Source organism: Meiothermus cerbereus (assembly GCF_051297115.1).
GTDB lineage: Bacteria > Deinococcota > Deinococci > Deinococcales > Thermaceae > Meiothermus > Meiothermus cerbereus_A.
The window spans coordinates 22,930-42,405 of sequence record NZ_JBEVAL010000023.1 but is presented as its reverse complement, the minus strand read 5'-3'; the positions used below and the strand labels follow the sequence as shown (position 1 = coordinate 42,405).

20 protein-coding genes are annotated in these 19,476 nt (G+C 64.1%); 10 read left to right on the top strand and 10 right to left on the bottom strand.

From position 1 onward, the window contains the following. Together ABWU19_RS06825 and ABWU19_RS06820 are read left to right on the top strand one after the other, a co-directional pair. Positions 1-326, top strand: a 326-nt coding sequence (locus tag ABWU19_RS06825; protein ID WP_435900968.1) for a ribbon-helix-helix domain-containing protein, incomplete at its 5' end; no start/stop codon positions are given. Next, on the top strand, positions 323-670 hold the full coding sequence (locus ABWU19_RS06820) for a type II toxin-antitoxin system PemK/MazF family toxin (RefSeq protein ID WP_435900967.1): 348 nt from the start codon (positions 323-325) through the stop codon (positions 668-670). The genes ABWU19_RS06825 and ABWU19_RS06820, both read left to right, overlap by 4 nt. Here the strand turns inward: ABWU19_RS06820 and typA are convergent. After that, positions 667-2,454, bottom strand: a complete 1,788-nt coding sequence (gene typA / locus ABWU19_RS06815) for a translational GTPase TypA (protein WP_435900966.1) — start codon at positions 2,452-2,454, stop codon at positions 667-669. The genes ABWU19_RS06820 and typA overlap by 4 nt on opposite strands. A gap of 79 nt (positions 2,455-2,533) precedes the next feature. Here typA and ABWU19_RS06810 point away from each other — a divergent pair, with 79 nt between their 5' ends. Together ABWU19_RS06810 and ABWU19_RS06805 are read left to right on the top strand one after the other, a co-directional pair. After that, positions 2,534-3,115 carry a Uma2 family endonuclease gene (locus ABWU19_RS06810; protein ID WP_435900965.1) on the top strand — a complete coding sequence of 194 codons (582 nt, stop codon included), beginning with the start codon at positions 2,534-2,536 and terminating at the stop codon, positions 3,113-3,115. A gap of 27 nt (positions 3,116-3,142) precedes the next feature. Further along, a complete protein-coding gene (locus ABWU19_RS06805) occupies positions 3,143-3,382 on the top strand; it encodes a hypothetical protein (protein WP_435900964.1) in 240 nt (79 codons plus the stop codon). Positions 3,383-3,388: 6 nt separating this feature from the next. On the opposite strand, the gene ABWU19_RS06800 is transcribed toward ABWU19_RS06805, so the two are convergent. The 4 genes from ABWU19_RS06800 to ABWU19_RS06785 form a co-directional block, all read right to left on the bottom strand. Beyond that, positions 3,389-4,942 (bottom strand): GMC family oxidoreductase, encoded by a 1,554-nt coding sequence (locus ABWU19_RS06800; protein ID WP_435900963.1) that lies wholly within the window; start codon positions 4,940-4,942, stop codon positions 3,389-3,391. A 190-nt stretch (positions 4,943-5,132) separates the two neighbouring features. Further along, positions 5,133-6,392, bottom strand: a complete 1,260-nt coding sequence (locus ABWU19_RS06795) for a sensor histidine kinase (RefSeq protein WP_435900962.1) — start codon at positions 6,390-6,392, stop codon at positions 5,133-5,135. A 45-nt stretch (positions 6,393-6,437) separates the two neighbouring features. Beyond that, positions 6,438-7,085 carry a response regulator transcription factor gene (locus ABWU19_RS06790; RefSeq protein ID WP_435900961.1) on the bottom strand — a complete coding sequence of 216 codons (648 nt, stop codon included), beginning with the start codon at positions 7,083-7,085 and terminating at the stop codon, positions 6,438-6,440. Positions 7,086-7,139: 54 nt separating this feature from the next. Beyond that, a complete protein-coding gene (locus ABWU19_RS06785; RefSeq protein WP_435900960.1) occupies positions 7,140-7,694 on the bottom strand; it encodes a TetR/AcrR family transcriptional regulator in 555 nt (184 codons plus the stop codon). A gap of 139 nt (positions 7,695-7,833) precedes the next feature. On the opposite strand from ABWU19_RS06785, the gene ABWU19_RS06780 reads away from it, so the two are divergent. The 5 genes from ABWU19_RS06780 (at position 7,834) to ABWU19_RS06760 (ending at position 13,762) form a co-directional block, all read left to right on the top strand. After that, positions 7,834-9,744 carry an alpha-amylase family protein gene (locus tag ABWU19_RS06780; RefSeq protein WP_435900959.1) on the top strand — a complete coding sequence of 637 codons (1,911 nt, stop codon included), beginning with the start codon at positions 7,834-7,836 and terminating at the stop codon, positions 9,742-9,744. A gap of 10 nt (positions 9,745-9,754) precedes the next feature. Beyond that, a complete protein-coding gene (locus ABWU19_RS06775; protein WP_435900958.1) occupies positions 9,755-11,344 on the top strand; it encodes an alpha-amylase family glycosyl hydrolase in 1,590 nt (529 codons plus the stop codon). Further along, positions 11,341-11,790, top strand: a complete 450-nt coding sequence (locus tag ABWU19_RS06770; RefSeq protein ID WP_435900957.1) for a low molecular weight protein-tyrosine-phosphatase — start codon at positions 11,341-11,343, stop codon at positions 11,788-11,790. Before ABWU19_RS06775 ends, ABWU19_RS06770 begins: the two co-directional genes overlap by 4 nt. An 87-nt stretch (positions 11,791-11,877) precedes the next feature. Then, entirely contained in the window at positions 11,878-12,324 is a 447-nt protein-coding gene (locus ABWU19_RS06765) for an archease (protein WP_435900956.1), read from the top strand. Between the two features lie 10 nt (positions 12,325-12,334). Continuing rightward, entirely contained in the window at positions 12,335-13,762 is a 1,428-nt protein-coding gene (locus tag ABWU19_RS06760) for an RtcB family protein (protein WP_435900955.1), read from the top strand. A 169-nt stretch (positions 13,763-13,931) separates the two neighbouring features. On the opposite strand, the gene ABWU19_RS06755 is transcribed toward ABWU19_RS06760, so the two are convergent. The 5 genes from ABWU19_RS06755 to ABWU19_RS06735 all read right to left on the bottom strand — a co-directional run bounded on the left by ABWU19_RS06755 (position 13,932) and on the right by ABWU19_RS06735 (position 18,318). After that, complete coding sequence (locus ABWU19_RS06755) at positions 13,932-14,513, bottom strand: DUF305 domain-containing protein (protein ID WP_435900954.1); 582 nt, start codon at positions 14,511-14,513, stop codon at positions 13,932-13,934. A 14-nt stretch (positions 14,514-14,527) separates the two neighbouring features. Further along, the gene (locus tag ABWU19_RS06750; RefSeq protein ID WP_435900953.1) at positions 14,528-17,137 is read right to left on the bottom strand and encodes a heavy metal translocating P-type ATPase; all 2,610 of its coding nucleotides are present in this window, start codon (positions 17,135-17,137) and stop codon (positions 14,528-14,530) included. A 16-nt stretch (positions 17,138-17,153) separates the two neighbouring features. Then, positions 17,154-17,438 carry a metal-sensitive transcriptional regulator gene (locus tag ABWU19_RS06745; RefSeq protein ID WP_435900952.1) on the bottom strand — a complete coding sequence of 95 codons (285 nt, stop codon included), beginning with the start codon at positions 17,436-17,438 and terminating at the stop codon, positions 17,154-17,156. Then, entirely contained in the window at positions 17,439-17,636 is a 198-nt protein-coding gene (locus ABWU19_RS06740; protein ID WP_027876347.1) for a CopZ family metallochaperone, read from the bottom strand. An 88-nt stretch (positions 17,637-17,724) separates the two neighbouring features. Beyond that, positions 17,725-18,318: a DUF3105 domain-containing protein gene (locus tag ABWU19_RS06735; RefSeq protein ID WP_435900951.1), complete on the bottom strand. Its 594-nt coding sequence runs from the start codon at positions 18,316-18,318 to the stop codon at positions 17,725-17,727. Positions 18,319-18,487: 169 nt separating this feature from the next. Between ABWU19_RS06735 and ABWU19_RS06730 the strand changes: the two genes are divergently transcribed. Further along, entirely contained in the window at positions 18,488-19,474 is a 987-nt protein-coding gene (locus ABWU19_RS06730) for a hypothetical protein (protein WP_435900950.1), read from the top strand. The last annotated feature ends 2 nt before the right edge of the window (positions 19,475-19,476 follow it).

Below are 19,476 nucleotides of genomic sequence, written 5' to 3'. Positions count from 1 at the left end.
CTCCACCAATCCCATGCCCCTCTATCGCTGGCTTAGTGGATGTATATGATAAAAGCCTGATACGCGCACACATGGATGGTTTTGGTGGGTGGTATATTGGTAGTATGAAAGTCAAGACTTCTATCACACTCTCCCAAGAGGTGCTTGCCGCCATTGATAAGTTTCATCCAAATCGCTCGGAATTCCTGGAGAAGGCCGCCCGCTCTTACCTGCGTGCACTTCGCCGGGCCGAGCAGGACGCACGCGACCGCGCCCTGTACGAAAAATACGCAGCCGAGCTGAACCAGCAGGCCCTTGGTTCGCTGGAGGATCAGGTCGAAGCATGAAGCGCGGCGAGCTATACCGCATCGAAAACAAGAATACCGACGATCCCAAGCGTCGAAGGGTCTATGTGGTGGTGAGCCGCCAGTCTTTGATCGACAGCGCCCATTCCACGGTGGTTTGCGCCCCGGTGTTCTCGCACTATCACGGCATCAGCACGCAAGTGCGGGTAGGCGTTGAGGAAGGCCTCAAGCACGACAGCAGCATCCACTGTGATGACCTTACCAGGATAGAAAAAAGCCGCCTGACCCAGTACGTGGGGAGACTATCACCCCAAAAAATGGCTGAGCTAAATCAAGCCCTGGCCATCGCCCTCGAGCTGCCCGAGCCGGACGACTTGGAACCCTAAACCGCCTCGGCCCGCTTGCGCTGGCTGGGGTCGAGCACCCGTTTACGCAGGCGCAGGCTCTGGGGGGTGATTTCCAGGAGCTCGTCCGGAGCCAGGAATTCCAGCGCCTCTTCCAGCGAGAACTTGCGCGGGGGAATGAGCCTTATGTTCTCGTCGGAACCCGCCGCCCGCACGTTGGTGAGCTTCTTGTTGATGTTGACGTTCACGTTCAGGTCGTTGTCGCGCACGTGCTCGCCCACAATCATGCCCACATACACCTCGGTGCCGGGCTCGATAAAGAAATTGACCCGCTCTTGCAGGCGGTACAGGCTGTAGGCATAGGCCACCCCAGCCTCCATCGCCACCGCCGAGCCGGTGGTGCGGGTCTCCAGGCTGCCCACGTGCGGCCCGTAGGCGTGGAAGTTGTGGCTCATCACGCCCTCGCCCGCGGTCAGGGTGAGGAACATGGTGCGAAAGCCAAACAGGGCTCGAGCCGGTACGGTGAACTCGGCCCGGATGCGACCGGCCTCCTGTTCCATGTGCACCATCTGGGCCTTGCGGCTCCCCAGCGCCTCCATCACCGGGCCAAATTTGGCCTCGGGCACGTCCACCACCAGGTACTCGTAGGGTTCTTGAATCTGGCCCTCGATCTCCTTGTACAAAACGCTGGGCTGGCCCACCGAAAGCTCGTAGCCCTCGCGCCGCATGGTCTCCAGCAGCACCGAGAGGTGCAGCTCGCCGCGCCCGTGCAACTCGAAAGTGTCGGGCGTAACCTCGATGACCCGCAGGGCCACGTTGGTCTCGAGCTCTTTGGTAAGCCGCTCGCGGATCTGACGGCTGGTGACAAACTTGCCCTCCCGCCCGGCAAAGGGCGAGGTGTTGGGGGTGACGGTGATGCTGACGGTGGGCTCGTCCACGGCTAAGCGCGGCAGGGCCTCGGGGGCCTCCCGGGCCGCGATGGTGTCGCCAATCTCCACGCCCTCCATCCCGGCAATGGCCACGATGTCGCCGGGGGTTACTTCGTCTACCTCGAGGCGCTCTAAGCCCCGGTGGGTAAAGACCGCCACCACCTTCTGGTCGCGCTGGCCGTGCTCGCCCACGATGGTCACGAACTGGTTTTTGCGTACCGTACCCCGGTGAACCTTGCCCAGGGCAATTTTGCCCACAAAGTTGGAGTAGTCGAGGTTGGCTACCCGAAGCTGGAAGGGGCCATCGGCCACCTGCGGGGCCGGAATGTGCTGGAGGATGGTCTCGAACAGGTCGGTCAGGTCGGGCTTGGGGGTCTGGCCCAGCCAAGCCGTACCTTCACGCCCCACCGCGTACAGGTAGGGGAAGTCGAGCTGCTCCTCGCTGGCCCCGAGTTCGGCCATCAGGTCGAAGGTCTCGTTCAACACCTCGTCGGGCCGGGCGTCCTTTTTGTCTACCTTGTTGATCACCACAATGGGTTTGAGCCCGGCTTCGATGGCTTTTTTGAGCACAAAGCGGGTCTGGGGCATGGGGCCCTCGGCGGCATCTACCAGCAAGAGCACCCCGTCCACCATGCTTAAGGCCCGTTCGACCTCGCCGCCAAAGTCAGCGTGGCCGGGGGTATCCACGATGTTGATCTTCACGCCCCCCCACTCCACTGCGGTATTTTTAGCCAGAATGGTAATGCCGCGCTCGCGCTCCAGGTCGCCCGAGTCCATGATGCGCTCGCCGCCCTCGTCGTGGCGGGAAAGTGCTTTGGCCTGACGCAGCATGGCGTCTACCAGGGTGGTCTTACCGTGGTCTACGTGCGCAATAATTGCGATGTTTCTGAGTTCCATTGTGTCTCCGGGGGAAGGCTCGCCTAGGCGGGCAACCCTAGTAGTCTAGCGGATGAAGGGGGCTTTGTATACTGGATTCATGGCGGCCCGTGCCCCACGCCCCTCCCGTTTATCCAAGGAAGAGTGGCTCGAGCTGGAAAAACAAACCGACCAGCGCTACGAGTACCTGGATGGCTTCGTGCACGCCATGGCCGGTGAGAGCAGGCTGCACAACGATATTGTTGGCAACATCACCGAAGCGCTGCGGGCCAGGGCCAGGGCCAAAGGCTGCTATTTTGCTTTTCTATCGGTGCGCGTCGCCATTGCCCGACTCAACCGCTACTACTACCCCGACGTGGTGGTGAGCTCTGCCGAAGAACCCCATAGCCACGAGATTCACCAGCCCTGTTTTGTGCTGGAGGTGCTATCCAATAGCTCGGCTGAACGCGACCGGCGCGAGAAGCTCGATGCCTACTTCAAAATTCCCACCCTGCAAACCTACCTGCTGGTCTCGCAGGATGAACGACGGGTGGAAGTCTATCAGAAGACCCCCTGGAACCTTTTGTGGAGCGAGTGGGTCAACCAGGGAACGATAGAGATTCCCTGCCTGGAAGAAAGCCTGAGCCTGGATCAGATCTACGCCGGGCTCGAGGTGCCGGAGGTCAGGCCGCTGGATTGTTAGCACCCTATGCTAAAGTCAAATAGACAGATGGAACCATTAGCGGGCACAAAGCTTGTCAGCGAGGGGCCTTCTATCTTCAAAGAAACCCCCTGGTACCAGAGAAGACGCCTTCGTCTCCTTAGAATAACCCGGGCCAGGTATCTTCGAAGGCTGCGCGAGACCCCGCTGTGGCGCTGGCCCGCTCTGTACTGGCAGTACCGGCGGGCCCTGCGCGATGAGCTATCCCGCATCACCCCCTCGCCACGCTCGCTGTGGGGCGCACGGTAGCTGAACTCACGTGAGGCCCAGCAGCCCATCCGCGGCCTTCTCGGCCAGCATCAGGGTGGGGATGTGGGTATTGCCACGCACCACCCCCGGCATCACCGAGGCGTCCACCACGTAGAGGTTCTCGGTGCCGTAGACCTTCAGGTGTGCGTCCACCACCTGCCCCATGCTGCAGGTTCCGGCGGGGTGGTAGAGGGTCTGGGCGTAGCGGCGGATGTAGGCCGCCAGCTCGGAGGGGGTTTTCACCCCGGCCTGATTGGCGTGGGGCTGGCCCCGGTAGGGGTCGAAGGCTTTTTGCGCGGCAATTTCGCGGGCCATCTCCAGGCCTCTCCGCAAAACCTCGAGGTCGCCTGGCGCGCTCAAGTAGTGGGGCTGGATTACCGGCGCGTCCTCCGGGTCGGCGCTCCTCAGGCCGATAAAACCCCGGCTCTGGGGGGCCACCAGGGTGGGGCCAATGGTGAAGAAGTAGCCCTCCTCGCGGTCGAAGCCGTGGTTGCTGAAGAAGGCCGGCCCAAAGTGGTACTGCAGGTCGGGGGCAGGAAGCTCGGGCCGGGTACGCAAAAAGGCCCCCGCCTCGGCCACGTTACTCACGAAAGGGCCGCGCTGGGTTAGCAAGTAGCGCACGATGTTGGAAAGGTTCTCGGCTTTGTCCAGGCTCACCGGCTGGGTGCTGTGCCAGATGAGCGGCAGGGCCAGGTGATCCCAGAGGTTCTGCCCCACCGGCAGGTCCTGCCGCACCTCGAGGCCCAGCGACTTCAGGTGGTCGGCGGGGCCCAGGCCCGAAAGCATCAGGAGCTGGGGCGACTGCACCGCCCCGCTCGAGACGATCACCGCCCGGCTGGCCCGCACCTGCCAGAGCTGGCCCTGGTGGCGGTACTCCACCCCCACCGCCCGGTCGCCTTCAAACAAGATGCGGTGCGCCCTGGCTCCGGTCTGAACATCGAGGTTGGGGCGCGGCAGGGCTGGCGTGAGGTAGGCCGCGGCGGCGCTGTGCCGGGCCCCGTTTTTCTGGTTGACGTGGAACAGGCCCACCCCTTCCTGCTCCGGGCCGTTGAAGTCGTCGTTACGTTTCAGGCCCCACTGCATAGCGGCCTCGAGGAAGGCCTGGGTGAGGGGGTTGGTGTATTTGCGCACCTCCACGTGCAAAGGGCCCTGGTCGCCGTGGTAGGGGGAGGGGCCTAAGGGGTGGGTCTCGAGCTTCTTGAAGTAGGGCAGCACCTCGGCAAACGACCAGCCAGGCTGCTGCCAGTCCTCGTAGTCGCGGGGGTTGCCACGGATGACGATCATGGCGTTGATGCCGCTGCTCCCCCCCAGCCCCTTGCCCCTGGGCCAGTACAGGCGGCGCCCCTCCAGTTCGGCCACTGGCTCGGTGTAAAAAGCCCAGTCGTAAGGCCCCTTGAAGAGCTTAGGAAAGGCCGCCGGAGCCTTGCAAAATAGCCCCTGCATGGGCTCCCCGGCCTCGAGCAAAAGCACCTTCAGGTCGGGCCTGGCCGTGAGCCGGTGGGCCAGCACACACCCCGCCGAACCCGCCCCCACAATGACGTAGTCGTATTCTGGTCTCATTCAACATCATTTTATTGCTCATGCATGTATAACCGGGACAACCCGCCGGGTATCTTGAGGAGTTGTCGGAAACGTGATGATTTCAACATCATGGCGAGCCAGCGGACTGGTCTTTGTACCAACTTTGCGTCGGAGCCAGGTTACCTTGGTGCATACGGGAATCTCTCGCATCTCTTGTTGAGGTGGATAACTAACCTTTTGCCGCCGGTAGCCAGATACCGACCCTGGCGCCCCCCTCTGGGCAGTTCTCGGCGCGGGCCTGCCCCCCCATCACCTGGGCCACCGCCGCCACCAGGGCCAGACCCAGGCCCACCCCGTCGCTCTGGTCGCTTTTGACAAAGGCCTCGAAGGCCCGGGGCAGCAGTTCCGGCGGAAAACCGGGGCCCCGGTCGCATACCCAGAGCCAGATACCCCCAGCGTCGGGCTCGAGCACAACTTTCTCGACGCCCCCAGCGTGTTTGTGGGCGTTTTGCAGCAGGTTCTCCACCACCAGCAAAGCCAGGTCGGGGTCGGCCTCCACCCTGCCGCTTCCTGCGACCTCGAGCCCGCGCGGCTCCAGAAAGGCTTTCAAGTCCAGCGGTTGGCCCCGCACCCGCCCCTGGCCTTCCAGCCGGGCCAGGGTCAGCAAGCCCTGCAAAAGCGACTCCATGCGAACCGCCTCGCGCAGCGCCCCCTCGGTGGCCCTGGGCTCCCCCGGTCGGCGCTGCAACACCTCCAGGTAGCCCTTGAGGGCGGCCAGGGGATTGCGCAGCTCGTGCGAGGCCCCATAAGCAAAGCGCCGTGCGGCCTGTTCCTGCACTTTGAGCCGATGCAGGGCAGCCTTAAGCTCGCCCATCAGGGCGTTCATGGCCTCGACCGCCGGGCGGACTTCGGGAAGCCCTGGGGGCGGAAGGGGCTCGAGGTTCTCGGCATTGCGGCGGGCCAGCTCGCGCGAGACCATGTTCAGCGGCCCCAGCGAACGTGTAAGGCCCCAAGCCCCCACCACAAAGGCCAGCAAGGTCAAGAGGCCCCCCAGGCCCAGGTAGAGCTGCAGCAAACGCTGGGGTAGGGCCGCCACCTCCTCCAGGGGCGTGCCCAGTCCCAGCCCGCCCCCGTCGCCGGGGAGCGCCACCCACAGCCAGTTATCCCGTACCTGGCGAAAGCTCTGCCCCCTTTTCAGGGTCTCCTCGAGGCCCTCCGGCAGCCGATAATCGCCCAGGTCGGTAAAGGCCGTGCGACCCTCGGGGCCAAGGATAAAGCCCACCCCGCCAAACTCCTGCACAATTTGCGCCAGATCCTGAATGCGAACCTGCCCCTGGCTAAGCAGAAAGCCCAGCCTGGATAGGGCCGCTCGCTCGAGGGTCTCCTGCACGGTGCGCTGGGCCTGCCGCACAGTTAGAACCCCCAGCGGCACCAGCAGCAGGGCCAGGGCCAGCAGTAGCCAGAGCAAAAGGCGAAGGTGCAGGGTCATGGGGAAAGGAATTCGAGGTATGGGGCAGCCCAGCCGCCTCCCAGGTTACTTCTTCAAGATATACCCATGCCCCCGCAGGGTGTGCAGCAGCGCAGGTTCGCCCAGCTCCCGGCGCAGGGCCGAGAGGTGGACCTCGAGGGTGTTGGGTTCAACCTCCTGGCCCCATACCCGCTGCATCAGGGTCTCCTTAGGCAAGACACGCTCGGCGTGCTCCAAAAAACACTGCAGTAGCTGTAGGGCTTTGGGGGATAGCTCCAACAGCCGCTCCCCCCGGCGGGCCTCCATTTTGCGCGGGTAAAGCACCACATCGGCGTAGGCAAGCACTTCCTCCAGGCGTTTGCTGCGGCGCAAAAGGGCCTCGATGCGGGCCAGCAACTCCGACAGCGCGTATGGCTTCACCAGGTAGTCGTCGGCCCCCTCGCGCAACCCTTTAACCCGCCACTCCACCTCGTCCAGCGCCGTGAGCATCAGCACCGGCACCGCGCTCCGCTTGCGAATCTCGCGCAACACCCCAAACCCATCACCCCCCGGCAGCAGCACATCCAGCACCACCACCTCGGGGTTTTCGGTCAGCCGGCGCAGGCCATCGGCCCCCGTACCCGCCTCCAGCACCTGGTAACCCTCGAGTTCCAGGCCAAGGCGCAGGGCCTCGCGCACCCCGGTATCGTCTTCGATGAGCAGCACCCGGGCCATGCCCCTATTCTGGCAGAAACTACCCCAGATGCCGGTTACCTGGAGGTTAGGGCCTCACAGTCCGGGGGGTTCTCCTTTGCCCTCCGGCAAACCCCGTACAAACAGCGCCACCCCCTCCTGCAAAAGCTGTTCTGCCGAATAACCGGGCATGTGCTGGGCGGTCATGTAGGCCCCGTGCACAATCGAGGCAAAGGTTACCGCCAGCACCCTGCCGTGTCCGGGCGAGACCTGCTCCAATAGCTCGGCCAGTTGTTCGATGCCCCGCCGCATGGCTTCACGGGCCAGGTGTACGGCCTCGAGGTCGCCCCCCCGGCGGCTCGAGTAGGCGGTCATGAGGGCGGTGAGCGGCTCCACCTGCCCCCGGTAGGCCAGGGCCAGGGCCAGCAAGCGCTGGTGCAGGGTGCCTGGCTGGGAAAGCGCCCGCTGGGTCTCCACAAAGCCCTCCTGCAAAAGGGCCTCCAAGAGCGCCCGCTTGGAAGCAAAGTGGTGGTACACCGCGGCCTTGGTCAGGCCCAGGGTGCGGGCCAGGCCCTCCAGGCTGGTCGCGGCATACCCCCGCTCTGCAAAGGCTTTACGGGCGCTTCGCAACAGGGCCTGACGGGTATCCATGTGCTTATAGCCTACGCCCAGTTCTTTTAAACGTGGTGTGGCTCCAGCAACAGAAGCCTCAACAGGGCGATGTGCAAGAGGGGCACACCCTGGTCAATCCACTTTATCCGGCCAGGGATTGCGTAGAATACATGGGCGCATGAACGAGCGAGTTTTTTTTGCGGGCATGGCGGATCAGATGGGGGCGCTGGACGCCTACCGATCCGCCGACCTCGAGGCCAGGGTGTGCCGCTACCTGCCCGACTTGATGGCCGGGCTGCAGGCGGTTTACCCCGAGGCCCCTGCCGTAGCCGCGCGGGTAGCCGAGGTGATCGGGCGGAGCCTGGCCGAGCGTCCTCAGGATCTGCAGGCTTTAGACCTGAAGCGCATCCACACCCCGGACTGGTTTCAAGAGCCCCAGATGCACGGCTACATCGCCTACGCCGACCGGTTTGCAGGCACCTTAAGGGGGGTGGGTCAGCACATTGACTACCTGAAGGAGCTGGGCATCCGCTATTTGCACCTGATGCCCCTGCTGCTCCCACGGGAGGGCGAGAACGACGGCGGCTACGCGGTGGCCGACTACCGCCAGGTACGACCCGACTTAGGGACCATGGACGACCTCGAGGCCCTCTGCACCCAGCTTCGTCGGGAGGGCATCAGCCTGTGTCTGGATCTGGTGCTCAACCACGTGGCCCGCGAACACCCCTGGGCCCTGGCCGCCCGCCAGGGCGACCCCAAGTACCGCGGCTACTTCTACATCTACCCCGACCGCACCCTGCCCGACGCTTTCGAGCGCACCCTACCGGAAGTCTTCCCCGACTTTGCCCCCGGCAACTTCACCTGGGACGACGCGCTAGAGGGCTGGGTCTGGACGACCTTCAATAGCTGGCAGTGGGACGTGAACTGGAGCAACCCCGAGGTGTTCCTGGAGTACCTCGAGCTGATTTTGTGGCTCGCCAACAAGGGGGTGGAGGTCTTCCGGCTCGACGCCATCGCCTTCACCTGGAAGCGCCTGGGTACCAACTGCCAGAACCAGCCCGAGGTGCACGCCCTCACGCAGGCCCTGCGGGCTGCGGTACGCATTGGCGCGCCGGCGGTGGCCTTCAAGGCCGAGGCCATCGTGGCCCCCGAAGACCTGATCGCCTACCTGGGCACGGGGGCGCACTACGGCAGGGTGAGCGAGCTGGCCTACCACAACACCCTGATGGTGCAGATCTGGAGCAGCTTGGCCAGCCGCGACACCCGGCTTTTCACCCAGGCCCTGCAGCGCTTCCCACAAAAGCCCCCCAGCACCGCCTGGGCCACCTACCTGCGCTGCCACGACGACATCGGCTGGGCCATCTCCGACACCGACGCAGCGGCGGTGGGCCTGAGCGGCCCGGCCCATCGGCATTTCTTGTCTGAGTTTTACAGGGGCGACTTTCCGGGCTCGTTTGCCCGGGGGATGCATTTCCAGGCAAACCCCGCCACCGGCGACCGGCGCACCTCCGGTTCGACCGCCAGCCTGGCCGGCCTGGAAACCGCGCTCGAGTCGGGCCATCCGCGCCAGATCAACCTGGCCCTCGAGCGCATCCTGCTGGCCCACGCGGTCTTTATCGGCTATGGCGAGGGCATCCCCCTGATTTACATGGGCGACGAGCTGGGCCTGCTCAACGACTACGGCTATGTCCACGAACCCGCCCACAAAGACGACAACCGCTGGCTGCACCGGCCCAAGATGGACTGGGCCAAAGCCGAAAAACGCCACCAGCAAGGCACCGTGGAGCACCGAATTTTCCACGGCATCAAAGAGCTGCTCGAGGCCCGGGCCCGCATCCCCCAGATGCACGCCGCCTTCCCCACCCAGGCCCTCTGGCAGCCCAACCCCCACCTGCTGGTGCTGAAACGCCCCCATCCCGAAGGCACACTGGTGCAGGTCTACAACTTCAGCGAGCAAGACCAGCCCTTCCCTTTCGAAGCCCTGCGCCAGGAGGGCATTGTGCAGCCCTTCGAGCTCATCACCCAGACCCCCGCCCCGGCCTACCTGGGGCCTTATGCCCGGCTGTGGCTGACCCAGCACCCGGTATAAAGGAGACTGTATGGAATGGTGGAAAACCGCAACCATCTATCAGATTTACCCCCGCAGCTTCCAGGATTCGAATGGCGACGGGATTGGCGACCTGCCGGGCATCAAAAAGCGCCTCCCCTACATCCGCGACCTGGGCTTCGACTGTATCTGGCTCTCGCCTTTCTACAAGTCGCCCATGAAGGACTTCGGCTACGACGTGGCCGACTACTGCGACGTAGACCCCATCTTTGGCACCCTGAGGGACTTTGACGAGCTCCTGGCCGAAGCCCACCGGCTGGGCCTCAAGGTCATCATCGACTTTGTGCCCAACCATACCTCCGACCAGCACCCCTGGTTTCTGGAATCCAGAAAGAGCCGCGACAACCCCAAGCGCGACTGGTACGTCTGGCGCGACCCTGCATCGGATGGGGGCCCCCCCAACAACTGGCAGGCCTACTTTGGCGGGCCCTCCTGGACGCTTGACGAAAGAACCGGCCAGTACTACCTGCACCAGTTCCTGCCCGAGCAGCCCGACCTCAACTGGCGCAACCCCGAGGTACGCCAGGCCATGTACGAGGCCATGCGCTTCTGGCTGAACAAAGGGGTGGACGGCTTCCGCATCGACGTCATCTGGCTGTTGGTGGAAGATGCCCTCTTCCGCGACGAGCCCGACAACCCCCACTACAAGCCCGGCGACATCGACCGTTTCCGCCATATCCACATCTATCAGGAAGACCAGCCCGAGACCCGCGAGATTGTACAGGAGATGCGCGCTGTGCTGGACGAGTATCCGGGCGACCGGGTGATGGTGGGGGAAATTTACCTGCCCTACCACCAACTTATGCCCTATTACGGCACAGCAGAAAAACCCGGCTGCCACCTACCCTTCAACTTCCACCTGATTTTCCGGGGCCTGAATAACTGGACGGCAGAGAACATCCGTAGCATTGTGGAGGAGTACGAGGCCAGCCTGCCGCCTTTTGCCACCCCCAACTGGGTGCTGGGCAACCACGACCAGCACCGCCTGGCCAGCCGCATCGGGCACGACCAGGCCAGGGTGGCGGCCATGCTGCTTTTTACCCTGCGGGGCTCGCCTACCTGGTACTACGGCGACGAGATTGGCATGGTGGATGGGCAGATTCCCCCCGAAAAAGTGCAGGACCCCGCCGCCTTGCGTCAGCGCGGGGCTGCCGGCGAGCACGGCCTCGACCCGGGCCGCGACCCCGAGCGCACCCCCATGCAGTGGACGCCCTATGCCTACGCCGGCTTCAGCACCCGCGAGCCCTGGCTGCCCATAAACCCCGACCACACCGAGCGCAACGTGGAAGCCCAGGACGCCGACCCCGAATCCATGCTGACCCTGGTGCGAACTCTGCTGGTGGTGCGCAAAGAAACACCGGCGCTGCTCCGAGGGGCTTACCAGACCTACAAGGCCCCCCAGGGCGTGTACGCCTACCTGCGGGGGGGTGAGGTGCTGGTGGCCTTGAACTTTACCCAGGAGCCCAAGGTGCTTTCTATGCCCGGAGGCGAGATCCTGCTTTCGACCCATCTGGATCGGTATGGCCGGGTGGAAGGGACGCTCGAGCTGCGGCCCAACGAAGGCCTTATTGTAAAGCTATGACACGCGTGCTTTTCGTCTGCATGGGCAACATCTGCCGCAGCCCCATGGCCGAGGGCATCTTTCGCCGGAAGCTGCGCGAGCGGGGGCTGGAGGGGGCTTTTGAGGTGGACTCCTGCGGTACAGGCGGCTGGCATGAGGGCGAGCCTGCCGACCCGCGCACCCAGGCCGTGCTAAGCAAGTACAACGCCCATTTTCCCCATGTGGCCCGCCAGGTTCGCGCCGAAGACCTGGAGTATTTCGAGCACATCTTTGTGATGGACAAGGAAAACCTGTGGACCCTGGGGCGCATGTTTCCCGCGCACAAGGGCAAAGCCCGCCTGCTCTTAGACCTGAACGGCGGGGGCGAGGTGCCCGACCCCTACTACGGAGGGCTGGAGGACTTCGAGGCGGTTTACCAGATGCTCGACGAAGCGCTCGAGGTCTTCCTGCAAACCCAGGCCCCCTGAAGTCTCCTGCAAGCCCCCGGCAAGCGGCCTGGCTTTTTGTAATGATTCGGTAACAGGCATGCAATACCCCTAAAGACAGGGGGTGGTATGACCAAGCAACTTGGGCGCTGGGAGCACTTTTACCACCAGGCCGACATCGGGGTGCGGGGCATCGGCCCTACCCTGGACGAAGCCTTTGAGCAGGTGGCCCTGGCCCTCACCGCCGTGGTTACCGACCCTGCCACGGTGCGGCCTAAGCAGGTCATCGAGATTGAGTGTGAAGCCCCCCGGGCCTCGCTATTGCTGGTGGACTGGCTCAACCGGCTGGTCTACGAGATGGCCACCCGCCGGATGCTCTTTAGCCAGTTTGAGGTGCACCTGAGCCCACCCGACCTGGGGGGCGCGCTAAGCCTGCACGCCCTGGCCTGGGGGGAGCCGGTAGACCCCGCACGTCACCAGCCCGCCGTGGAGGTCAAGGGGGCCACCTACTGCGAGCTCGAGGTTCGGCAGGACGAGCAGGGCCACTGGGTGGTGCAGTGCGTGGTGGATGTCTGAAGGAGGCCCTATGGATATATCCCGCCTGGTTCAAAAGTCCGAGTTTGAGTGGTGGCTGGGGGCCACCCCCCCCATGCGGGTACCTGGCATCCTGTATGCCAGCGAAGCCTTGCTGCGGGAGATGGACGACAAGGTGCTGGAGCAGCTCGCCAACGTGGCCAGCCTGCCGGGGGTTGTGCAGGCCGTGTACGCCATGCCCGATGCCCACTGGGGCTATGGTTTCCCCATTGGGGGGGTGGCAGCTTTCCGCGAGGAGGACGGGGTGGTCTCGGCGGGTGGGGTGGGGTTCGACATCTCCTGCGGGGTGCGGACACTCCACACCGGCCTGACGGTAGACCAGATTGAGCCGATTAAGGAAGACCTGGCCCAGGGGCTCTTCCGCCACGTGCCGGCAGGGGTGGGAAGTACCGGCAAAATTCACCTCGAGCCCGCCGAGCTCGAGGCCATGCTGCAAGGCGGGGCGGTGTGGGCGGTCGAGCGTGGCTACGGAAGGCCCGAGGATCTGGAGCGCATCGAGGAGCAAGGCCGCATGGAAGGGGCCCAGCCCGAACGGGTTTCCGAGCAGGCCAAACGGCGTCAGGCCCACGAGATGGGCACCCTGGGCTCCGGCAACCACTACCTCGAGGTGCAGCAGGTGACCGCGGTGTACGACCCGGTGGTGGCCGAGGCCTTTGGTGTAAAGGTGGGCGATGTGCTGGTGAGCATCCACAGCGGCTCGAGGGGGCTGGGCCACCAGGTCGCCACCGACTATGGCAAGCAGATGATCGAGAGCGCCCGCAAGTACGGCATAGCGCTGCCAGACCTCGAGCTGGCCTGCGCCCCCATCCAGTCCGAAGAGGGCCAGGCCTACCTGGGGGCCATGCGGGCCGCCATCAACTGCGCCCTGGCCAACCGGCAGATCCTGACCCACCTGGCCCGCGAGGCCTTCGCCTACCTGCTGCCCCAAGCCGACCTGCGCCTGATCTACGACGTCTCCCACAACACCGCCAAGCTCGAGGAACACCTGATAGACGGCAAGCCCCAGCGGTTATATGTCCACCGCAAAGGGGCCACCCGCGCCTTCGGCCCCGGCCATCCGGCCCTCCCCCAGGCCTACCGGGCCGTGGGCCAGCCGGTGCTGATTGGCGGAACCATGGGCACCGCCTCGTACATCCTGGTGGGCACCCAGGAGGGCGAGGCCCGTTCGCTGAGCTCCTCCTGCCACGGGGCCGGACGGGCCATGAGCCGCCACCAGGCCCTCAAGCACTGGCACGGCAAGGAGGTGGTGCGCGAGCTGGGCCAGCGGGGCATCATCGTGCGCAGCCCCTCCCCACGCGGCGTGGCCGAGGAAGCCCCCGGCGCCTACAAAGACGTAACCGCGGTGGTGGACGCCGCCCACGCCGCCGGACTCTCGCGCAAGGTAGCGCGGCTCGAGCCGTTAATTTGCATCAAGGGGTAAAAAGTCTTTTGGGCAGACTGAGCAAAATCGGCATCACAAGCCTGGTATTAAAAAAGACAACGGGGCTTATCGCACTCTTCACAGACGTTGCCTCCCGGATGGGAGGCAACTGTGCTGTGCAGGACACAGAAATCGAGTTGTGAGCGGCTCCATAATTGTGAAGAGCGCTCTAGGGCAGGTTTTTTAGCCACTGCCGGTACTGCTCAATCTCGCGGTTTTGCACAGTGATGACCCCCTGGCAGAAGCGCTTGAGTTCGGCCCTGGCGGCTTTTTGCAAGCACAGCTTGGACATATCCACGGCATCCTGGTGGTGGGGAATCATGCCCTCTAAAAAAGCCCGGTCGGGCGAGCTGCCGTGTCCTGGCTTCATGCCCATCAGGGACTCGTCCATCATGGGCTTCATGTCGGCCCGCATCATCGCCATGTAGCGCTGGCTGGGGGCTACGCCGTACCAGCTTCTGAGCCAGCCGGTAAGCTGGGTAATTTCCTTGTTCTGTACTGCGATAATTTCCTGGGCCGCCTTGCGGATGCGGGCGTCTTTAGAAACCTTCAGGATGGCCTGGGCCATCTCCACCGCGCCTTTGTGGTGGTCAATCATCATGGACATGTAGGCGATATCGAAGTTGCGCCCCTGGAGCTTTTGTAGCTCGGCCATAGACCGCATGGCCATGCTGCCGTGCCCGGCGTGGTCGGTCTGGGCCAGGCTCCACCCCAGGAGCAACACCATAAGCATTCCCAAAAATTTCTGCATCGTTTCCTCCCTAACTAAGCAAGCCCCTGCGCCAGCTCTCCCACCGGGGCCGCAACCTTAGGCCCAAACGGCGGCCTGAAAGAACGCAGGCGCAGGGCGTTGGACAGCACAAACAGCGAAGAGAGACCCATGGCCGCTCCGGCCAGCATAGGCGAGAGCAGCCAGCCCGTAAATGGGTACAAGGCCCCTGCCGCCACCGGAATCAAGAGCACGTTGTAGGCAAAGGCCCAGAACAGGTTGAGCTGGATGTTACGCAAGGTGGCCCGCGAGAGCGCAATGGCGTTCGGCACACCCCGCAGGTCGCCCGAGATCAGGATGACATCGGCGGTCTCGATAGCCACGTCGGTTCCACTGCCAATGGCGATACCCACATCGGCCTGGGCCAGCGCAGGGGCGTCGTTGATGCCGTCCCCCACGAAGGCCACCTTGTAGCCTTTGTTCTGAAGTGCCCGCACGGCCTCGGCCTTGCCGTCCGGCAGAACTTCGGCCAGCACCTCGTCAATACCAAGCTGGCGGGCAATGGCATGGGCGGTGCGGGTATGGTCGCCGGTAATCATGGCCACCTTGAAGCCCTGGCGGTGCAGGGCGGCAATGGCCTCCGGGCTACCCTCTTTGATGGGGTCGGCCACCGCCAGAATCGCCGCCAGCTTCCCGTTGATGGCGGCGTAGAGGGGGGTCTTGCCCGCATCGGCCAGGCGCTGGGCCAGGGCCGCAAAGGGGCGCACCTCGAGGCCGAGTTGGGCCATGTAGCGGTCGGCCCCTACGTCCACTCGGACGATCCCCTGTTGGGACAGACCGCTGTCGCGGCTGTTCTCCGGGCGGACGATCCCCTGTTGGGACAGACCGCTGTCGCGGCTGTTCTCCGGGCGGACGATCCCCACCTGGGCGCTCACCCCAAAGCCGGGGAAAGCCTCGAAGTCCTGCGGCTCGCTGAGCGGTAGCCCCCTGGCCTGGGCCGCCTGCACGATGGCGCGGGCGATGGGGTGCTCCGACTTCTGCTCGAGGGAGGCCACCAGCGAAAGCACCTCGTCTTCGTCGAAGCCTGGGGCCACCTCGAGGTCGGTCAGTTCGGGCCTGCCCCTGGTGAGGGTGCCGGTCTTGTCGAGGGCCACCACCCGGGCCTCTTGCAGCGTCTGGAGGGCCTCGCCCTTGCGGAAAAGCACCCCCAGCTCGGCCGCCTTGCCGGTACCCACCATGATGCTCACCGGGGTGGCCAGACCCATGGCGCAGGGGCAGGCAATAATCAGCACCGCCACGGTGTTGACCAGGGCAAAGGTGAGGGCCTTTTCGCCGCCAAACACCAGCCACACCAAGGCCGTAAGGGCAGCAATAGCCAGCACGATGGGCACAAAGACCGCCACCACCCGGTCGGCCAGGTTCTGGATGGGGGGCTTGGAAGCCTGGGCGTTTTCGACCAGGCGGATTATCTGCGCCAGAACGGTGCCTTCGCCCACGGCCGTAGCCCGGAAGGTGAGGGTTCCGTTCTGGTTGATGGTTCCCCCAATCACCCTGTCCCCCTCGGTTTTACGCACCGGGATGGGCTCGCCGGTGATCATGGACTCATCCACGTAGCTCTGCCCCGAGACCACCACCCCGTCCACCGGGATTTTTTCACCGGGCCGAACCACCACCATATCGCCTGCCAGCACCTCGTCCACGGGGATTTCCCGCTCGAGCGCCCCCTCCACCACCCGCGCGGTCTTGGCCTGCAGCGAAAGCAGCCGCCGCATGGCTTCGGAGGTGCGGCCTTTGGCCAGGGCCTCGAGGTACTTGCCCAGGAGTATCAGGGTGATGACCACCCCCGCCGCCTCGAAATAGGCGTGGCGGGCCTGCGGGGGAAAGAGGCCTGGAAAAAGCACCACCCCCAAGCTGTAAAAGTAGGCCGCGCTGGTGCCCAGCATCACCAGGCTGTTCATATCGGGCGAGCCCGAGCGCAGGCTCTGCCAGCCGTGGCGGTAAAAGCGCAGGCCAGGGCCAAACTGAATGGGGGTAGCCAGGGCCAGCATCACCCAGTTCAGGCTGCTCATCACGCCGTGCCCAAAGGTGGCCATCAGCCAGGCCTCTAGTGGTGGGAAGAGCATCGGCAGCATGGCAATCAGGAAGAGGGGCAGGGCAAACACCGCCGAGATGAGTAGCGCACGGCGCAGACCCGCCACTTCTTTGGCACGGGCCTCGCGCTCGAGGTCGGCCCGGCTCTGGCCCGCTCCCAGCTCGAGCACACCGTAGCCCGCCTCGCGGATGGCCCGCTTGAACTGGGCCACCCCGGTGCTGGCCGGAAGGTACTTCACCTTGGCCCGCTCGGTAGCCAGGTTGACGCTGGCCTCGAGCACCCCCTCCAGCTTCTTCAAGGCCCGTTCCACCCGGTTCACGCAGGCCGCGCAGGTCATGCCGGTCACAGCAAATTCGACCTCGGCCACCACCGGGGTGTAGCCCGCCTCGCGCACCTTTTCCAGCAGGGCCTGGGGGGTGGTCTTTTGGGGGTCGTAGACCACCCTGGCGTGTTCGGTCGCCAGGTTGACCGAGGCCAGCACCACCCCCTCGACCTTCCCGAGCCCGCGTTCTACCCGATTTACGCAAGCCGCGCAGGTCATGCCCTGGACGCCGATTTGCAGCTCTTTGCTCATACCTTACCCATAGCCCTTAGCGGTACTTAAGAACCTCCATCAGCTCTTCCACCATCTGCTTGGTGTCGCCCCGCTGGGCGGCGCTGGCCACGTGGTGCTCGAGGTGGCTCTTGAGCACCATCTCCCCCACCTTGTCGAGGGCTCCCTGCACAGCCCTAATCTGCTTGAGCACGTCCACACAGTAAGGCTCACCCTCGAGCATCTTGAGGATGCCCTCGAGGTGCCCCCTGGCCGAAAGCAGCCGGTTGCGGGCCTCCTGGCGCACTTTGGGGTCGAGGTGCAGGGTGTGCTCGTGGGTCATTCAGGCCACCCGAGCGGTGTAGCCCTCTTCCTGCACCGCCTCGATCAGCTTCTCCACCGGCGCCGTCCCGCTCACGGTAGCCCGGCCCTCCTGCAGCGAAACCTCCACCTGCTCCACCCCCGGTACCTTTTTGAGGGCTTCGGTCACGTGGCGCACGCAGTTGTTGCAGCTCATACCTTCAATCTTGAGTTGGGTCATGATCACCTCCACGGCCTCAGTATACCCACCCCCCCTGGGGTGGGGTAAGGACAAAAGTCACTATTGGCTAAACCAGAGCGGTGCTCGCTTACCGCACGGGGTTCTCCGGCCCGCGCCCCCGGTAAGCGTCTATAAAGGCGGCCGCCAGGGCGGCATCCCAGGTTTCCAGGCGCAAAAGTTTATTCCATGCGGTCAGTTCGATGGTCTGGCCCAGCCCCGGCTTGGGCACCACCACCAGGCCATCCCATGTCCCGGTAAAGCGGCGCTGCCAGGCGCGAATCTGGCTCAAGACCTCCGCCGCAGGCCGGTCGTAATAAATGACCACATTGCCGTGCTCGAGGGCATGCACCAGCTTTTCCTTGGGTTCGGGCCGGTCGTAGAAACCGGGCTGTGTCCAGTTGGGCCAGTGCACCCCCGAGGTCGGCGGGTCGGTGGCATAAAGGATGGGCACCCCAATGTTTCCGTGGCCCCGCCCCGCATCCGGGTGGGTCACCACTCGAGCCTCCAGGCCCGCCTTACCCTGGGCAATCAGGGCCTCAAAGCTGCCCGCCGCTTGCTGCCCCTGCCACCAAAAAAAGCCTCCCACCAGCACTGCCAGCGCCGCTACCCCACCCAGAACCCAGGGCATGGGCGAGGGCTTGGGCTGAGCGCGTTTGTTTTTCTTTTTAGGTTGGGTCGCCATCGGGTCACCTTGAAAGCATAGCTTAGGGGTACTTTAGAATCTCGAGTACCCCATCACCCCACATTTCAGGGCAGCCCCCTACAAAAAACGCTTCCTTCAGCTTCAGTTAAGCATCTGCCCGTTTCTCCTTCAGTTTTCAGGAGCATCCTCTAAAACAGGAGGAAAAACCATGTATAAGACCCTACGCAACCTGGCCGGACTTGCCCTGTTGGGCCTGCTGGCCGCTTGTGGAACCCAGCAAGCCCCCAACACCCTCACCCAGGCCGATGCCCAGGCCCTATCCGAAGCGGCCCAGGGCGATTTACAGCTCACCGGCGCCATGCTGGGGGATGCCAGCAGCACAGCCTTGAGCGCCCAGGGGCTGGTAGACAGCCTGGAGGCCAACGCCCAGACCTGGGGGCTGCCCCGCCGCATCCACCTGTTTTTGCGGGCGGTAGGGGTGCTGTACCTGCCCCCCTCGGGCAGCGGGAACTGCACCATCAGCACCAGCCCTTCCCCACTGGTGGACGCCGACGATGATGGTGTGCCCGCCAACGCCACAACGACCTATGATTGCCGCTACACCGGCCCCGGCGGCATCAGCTACACCCTGAACGGCTCCATTGGCCTTCAGGACACCAACGATAGCCAGCCTTACAGCGGCTATAGCGTCAGCTTCACCAACTTCAAGTCGCGGGTCAGCGGCGACAACCGCTCCGTGGAGCGTACCCTGAACGGCAGCTATTCGATTGATGAGCAAGACGCCACCTTGTTCAAGATTACCAAGAACTACACCCACAGCGTGAGCAAGACCGTTTTCAACAACACCTACACCGGCTCGCTGGTCTTCAACGTCAGCAAGACCTATGCCCCCGACAACGATGGCGACAGCAACCCCTGGAACGCCGGCACCATCACGGTGGACAAAAACAACCCCGGCAGCGCCACCTGGACACGCGGCAACAACACCCGCAACCTGATCTGGTACACCGACCCCACCCTGCACTGGAACCGCGCGGCCTGCCAGAACCCCCTGGGCCGGATGATGAACTTCGACAGCGGGGCCAAGGAATTTGTCTACACCAACCCGGCAGGCGAGAAGTCTACGTTGCGGATCGAATTTAGCGACTGCGGCCAGTTCAGCGTGACCCATGGCGGGCAACCGGTGCAGCCGTAGCA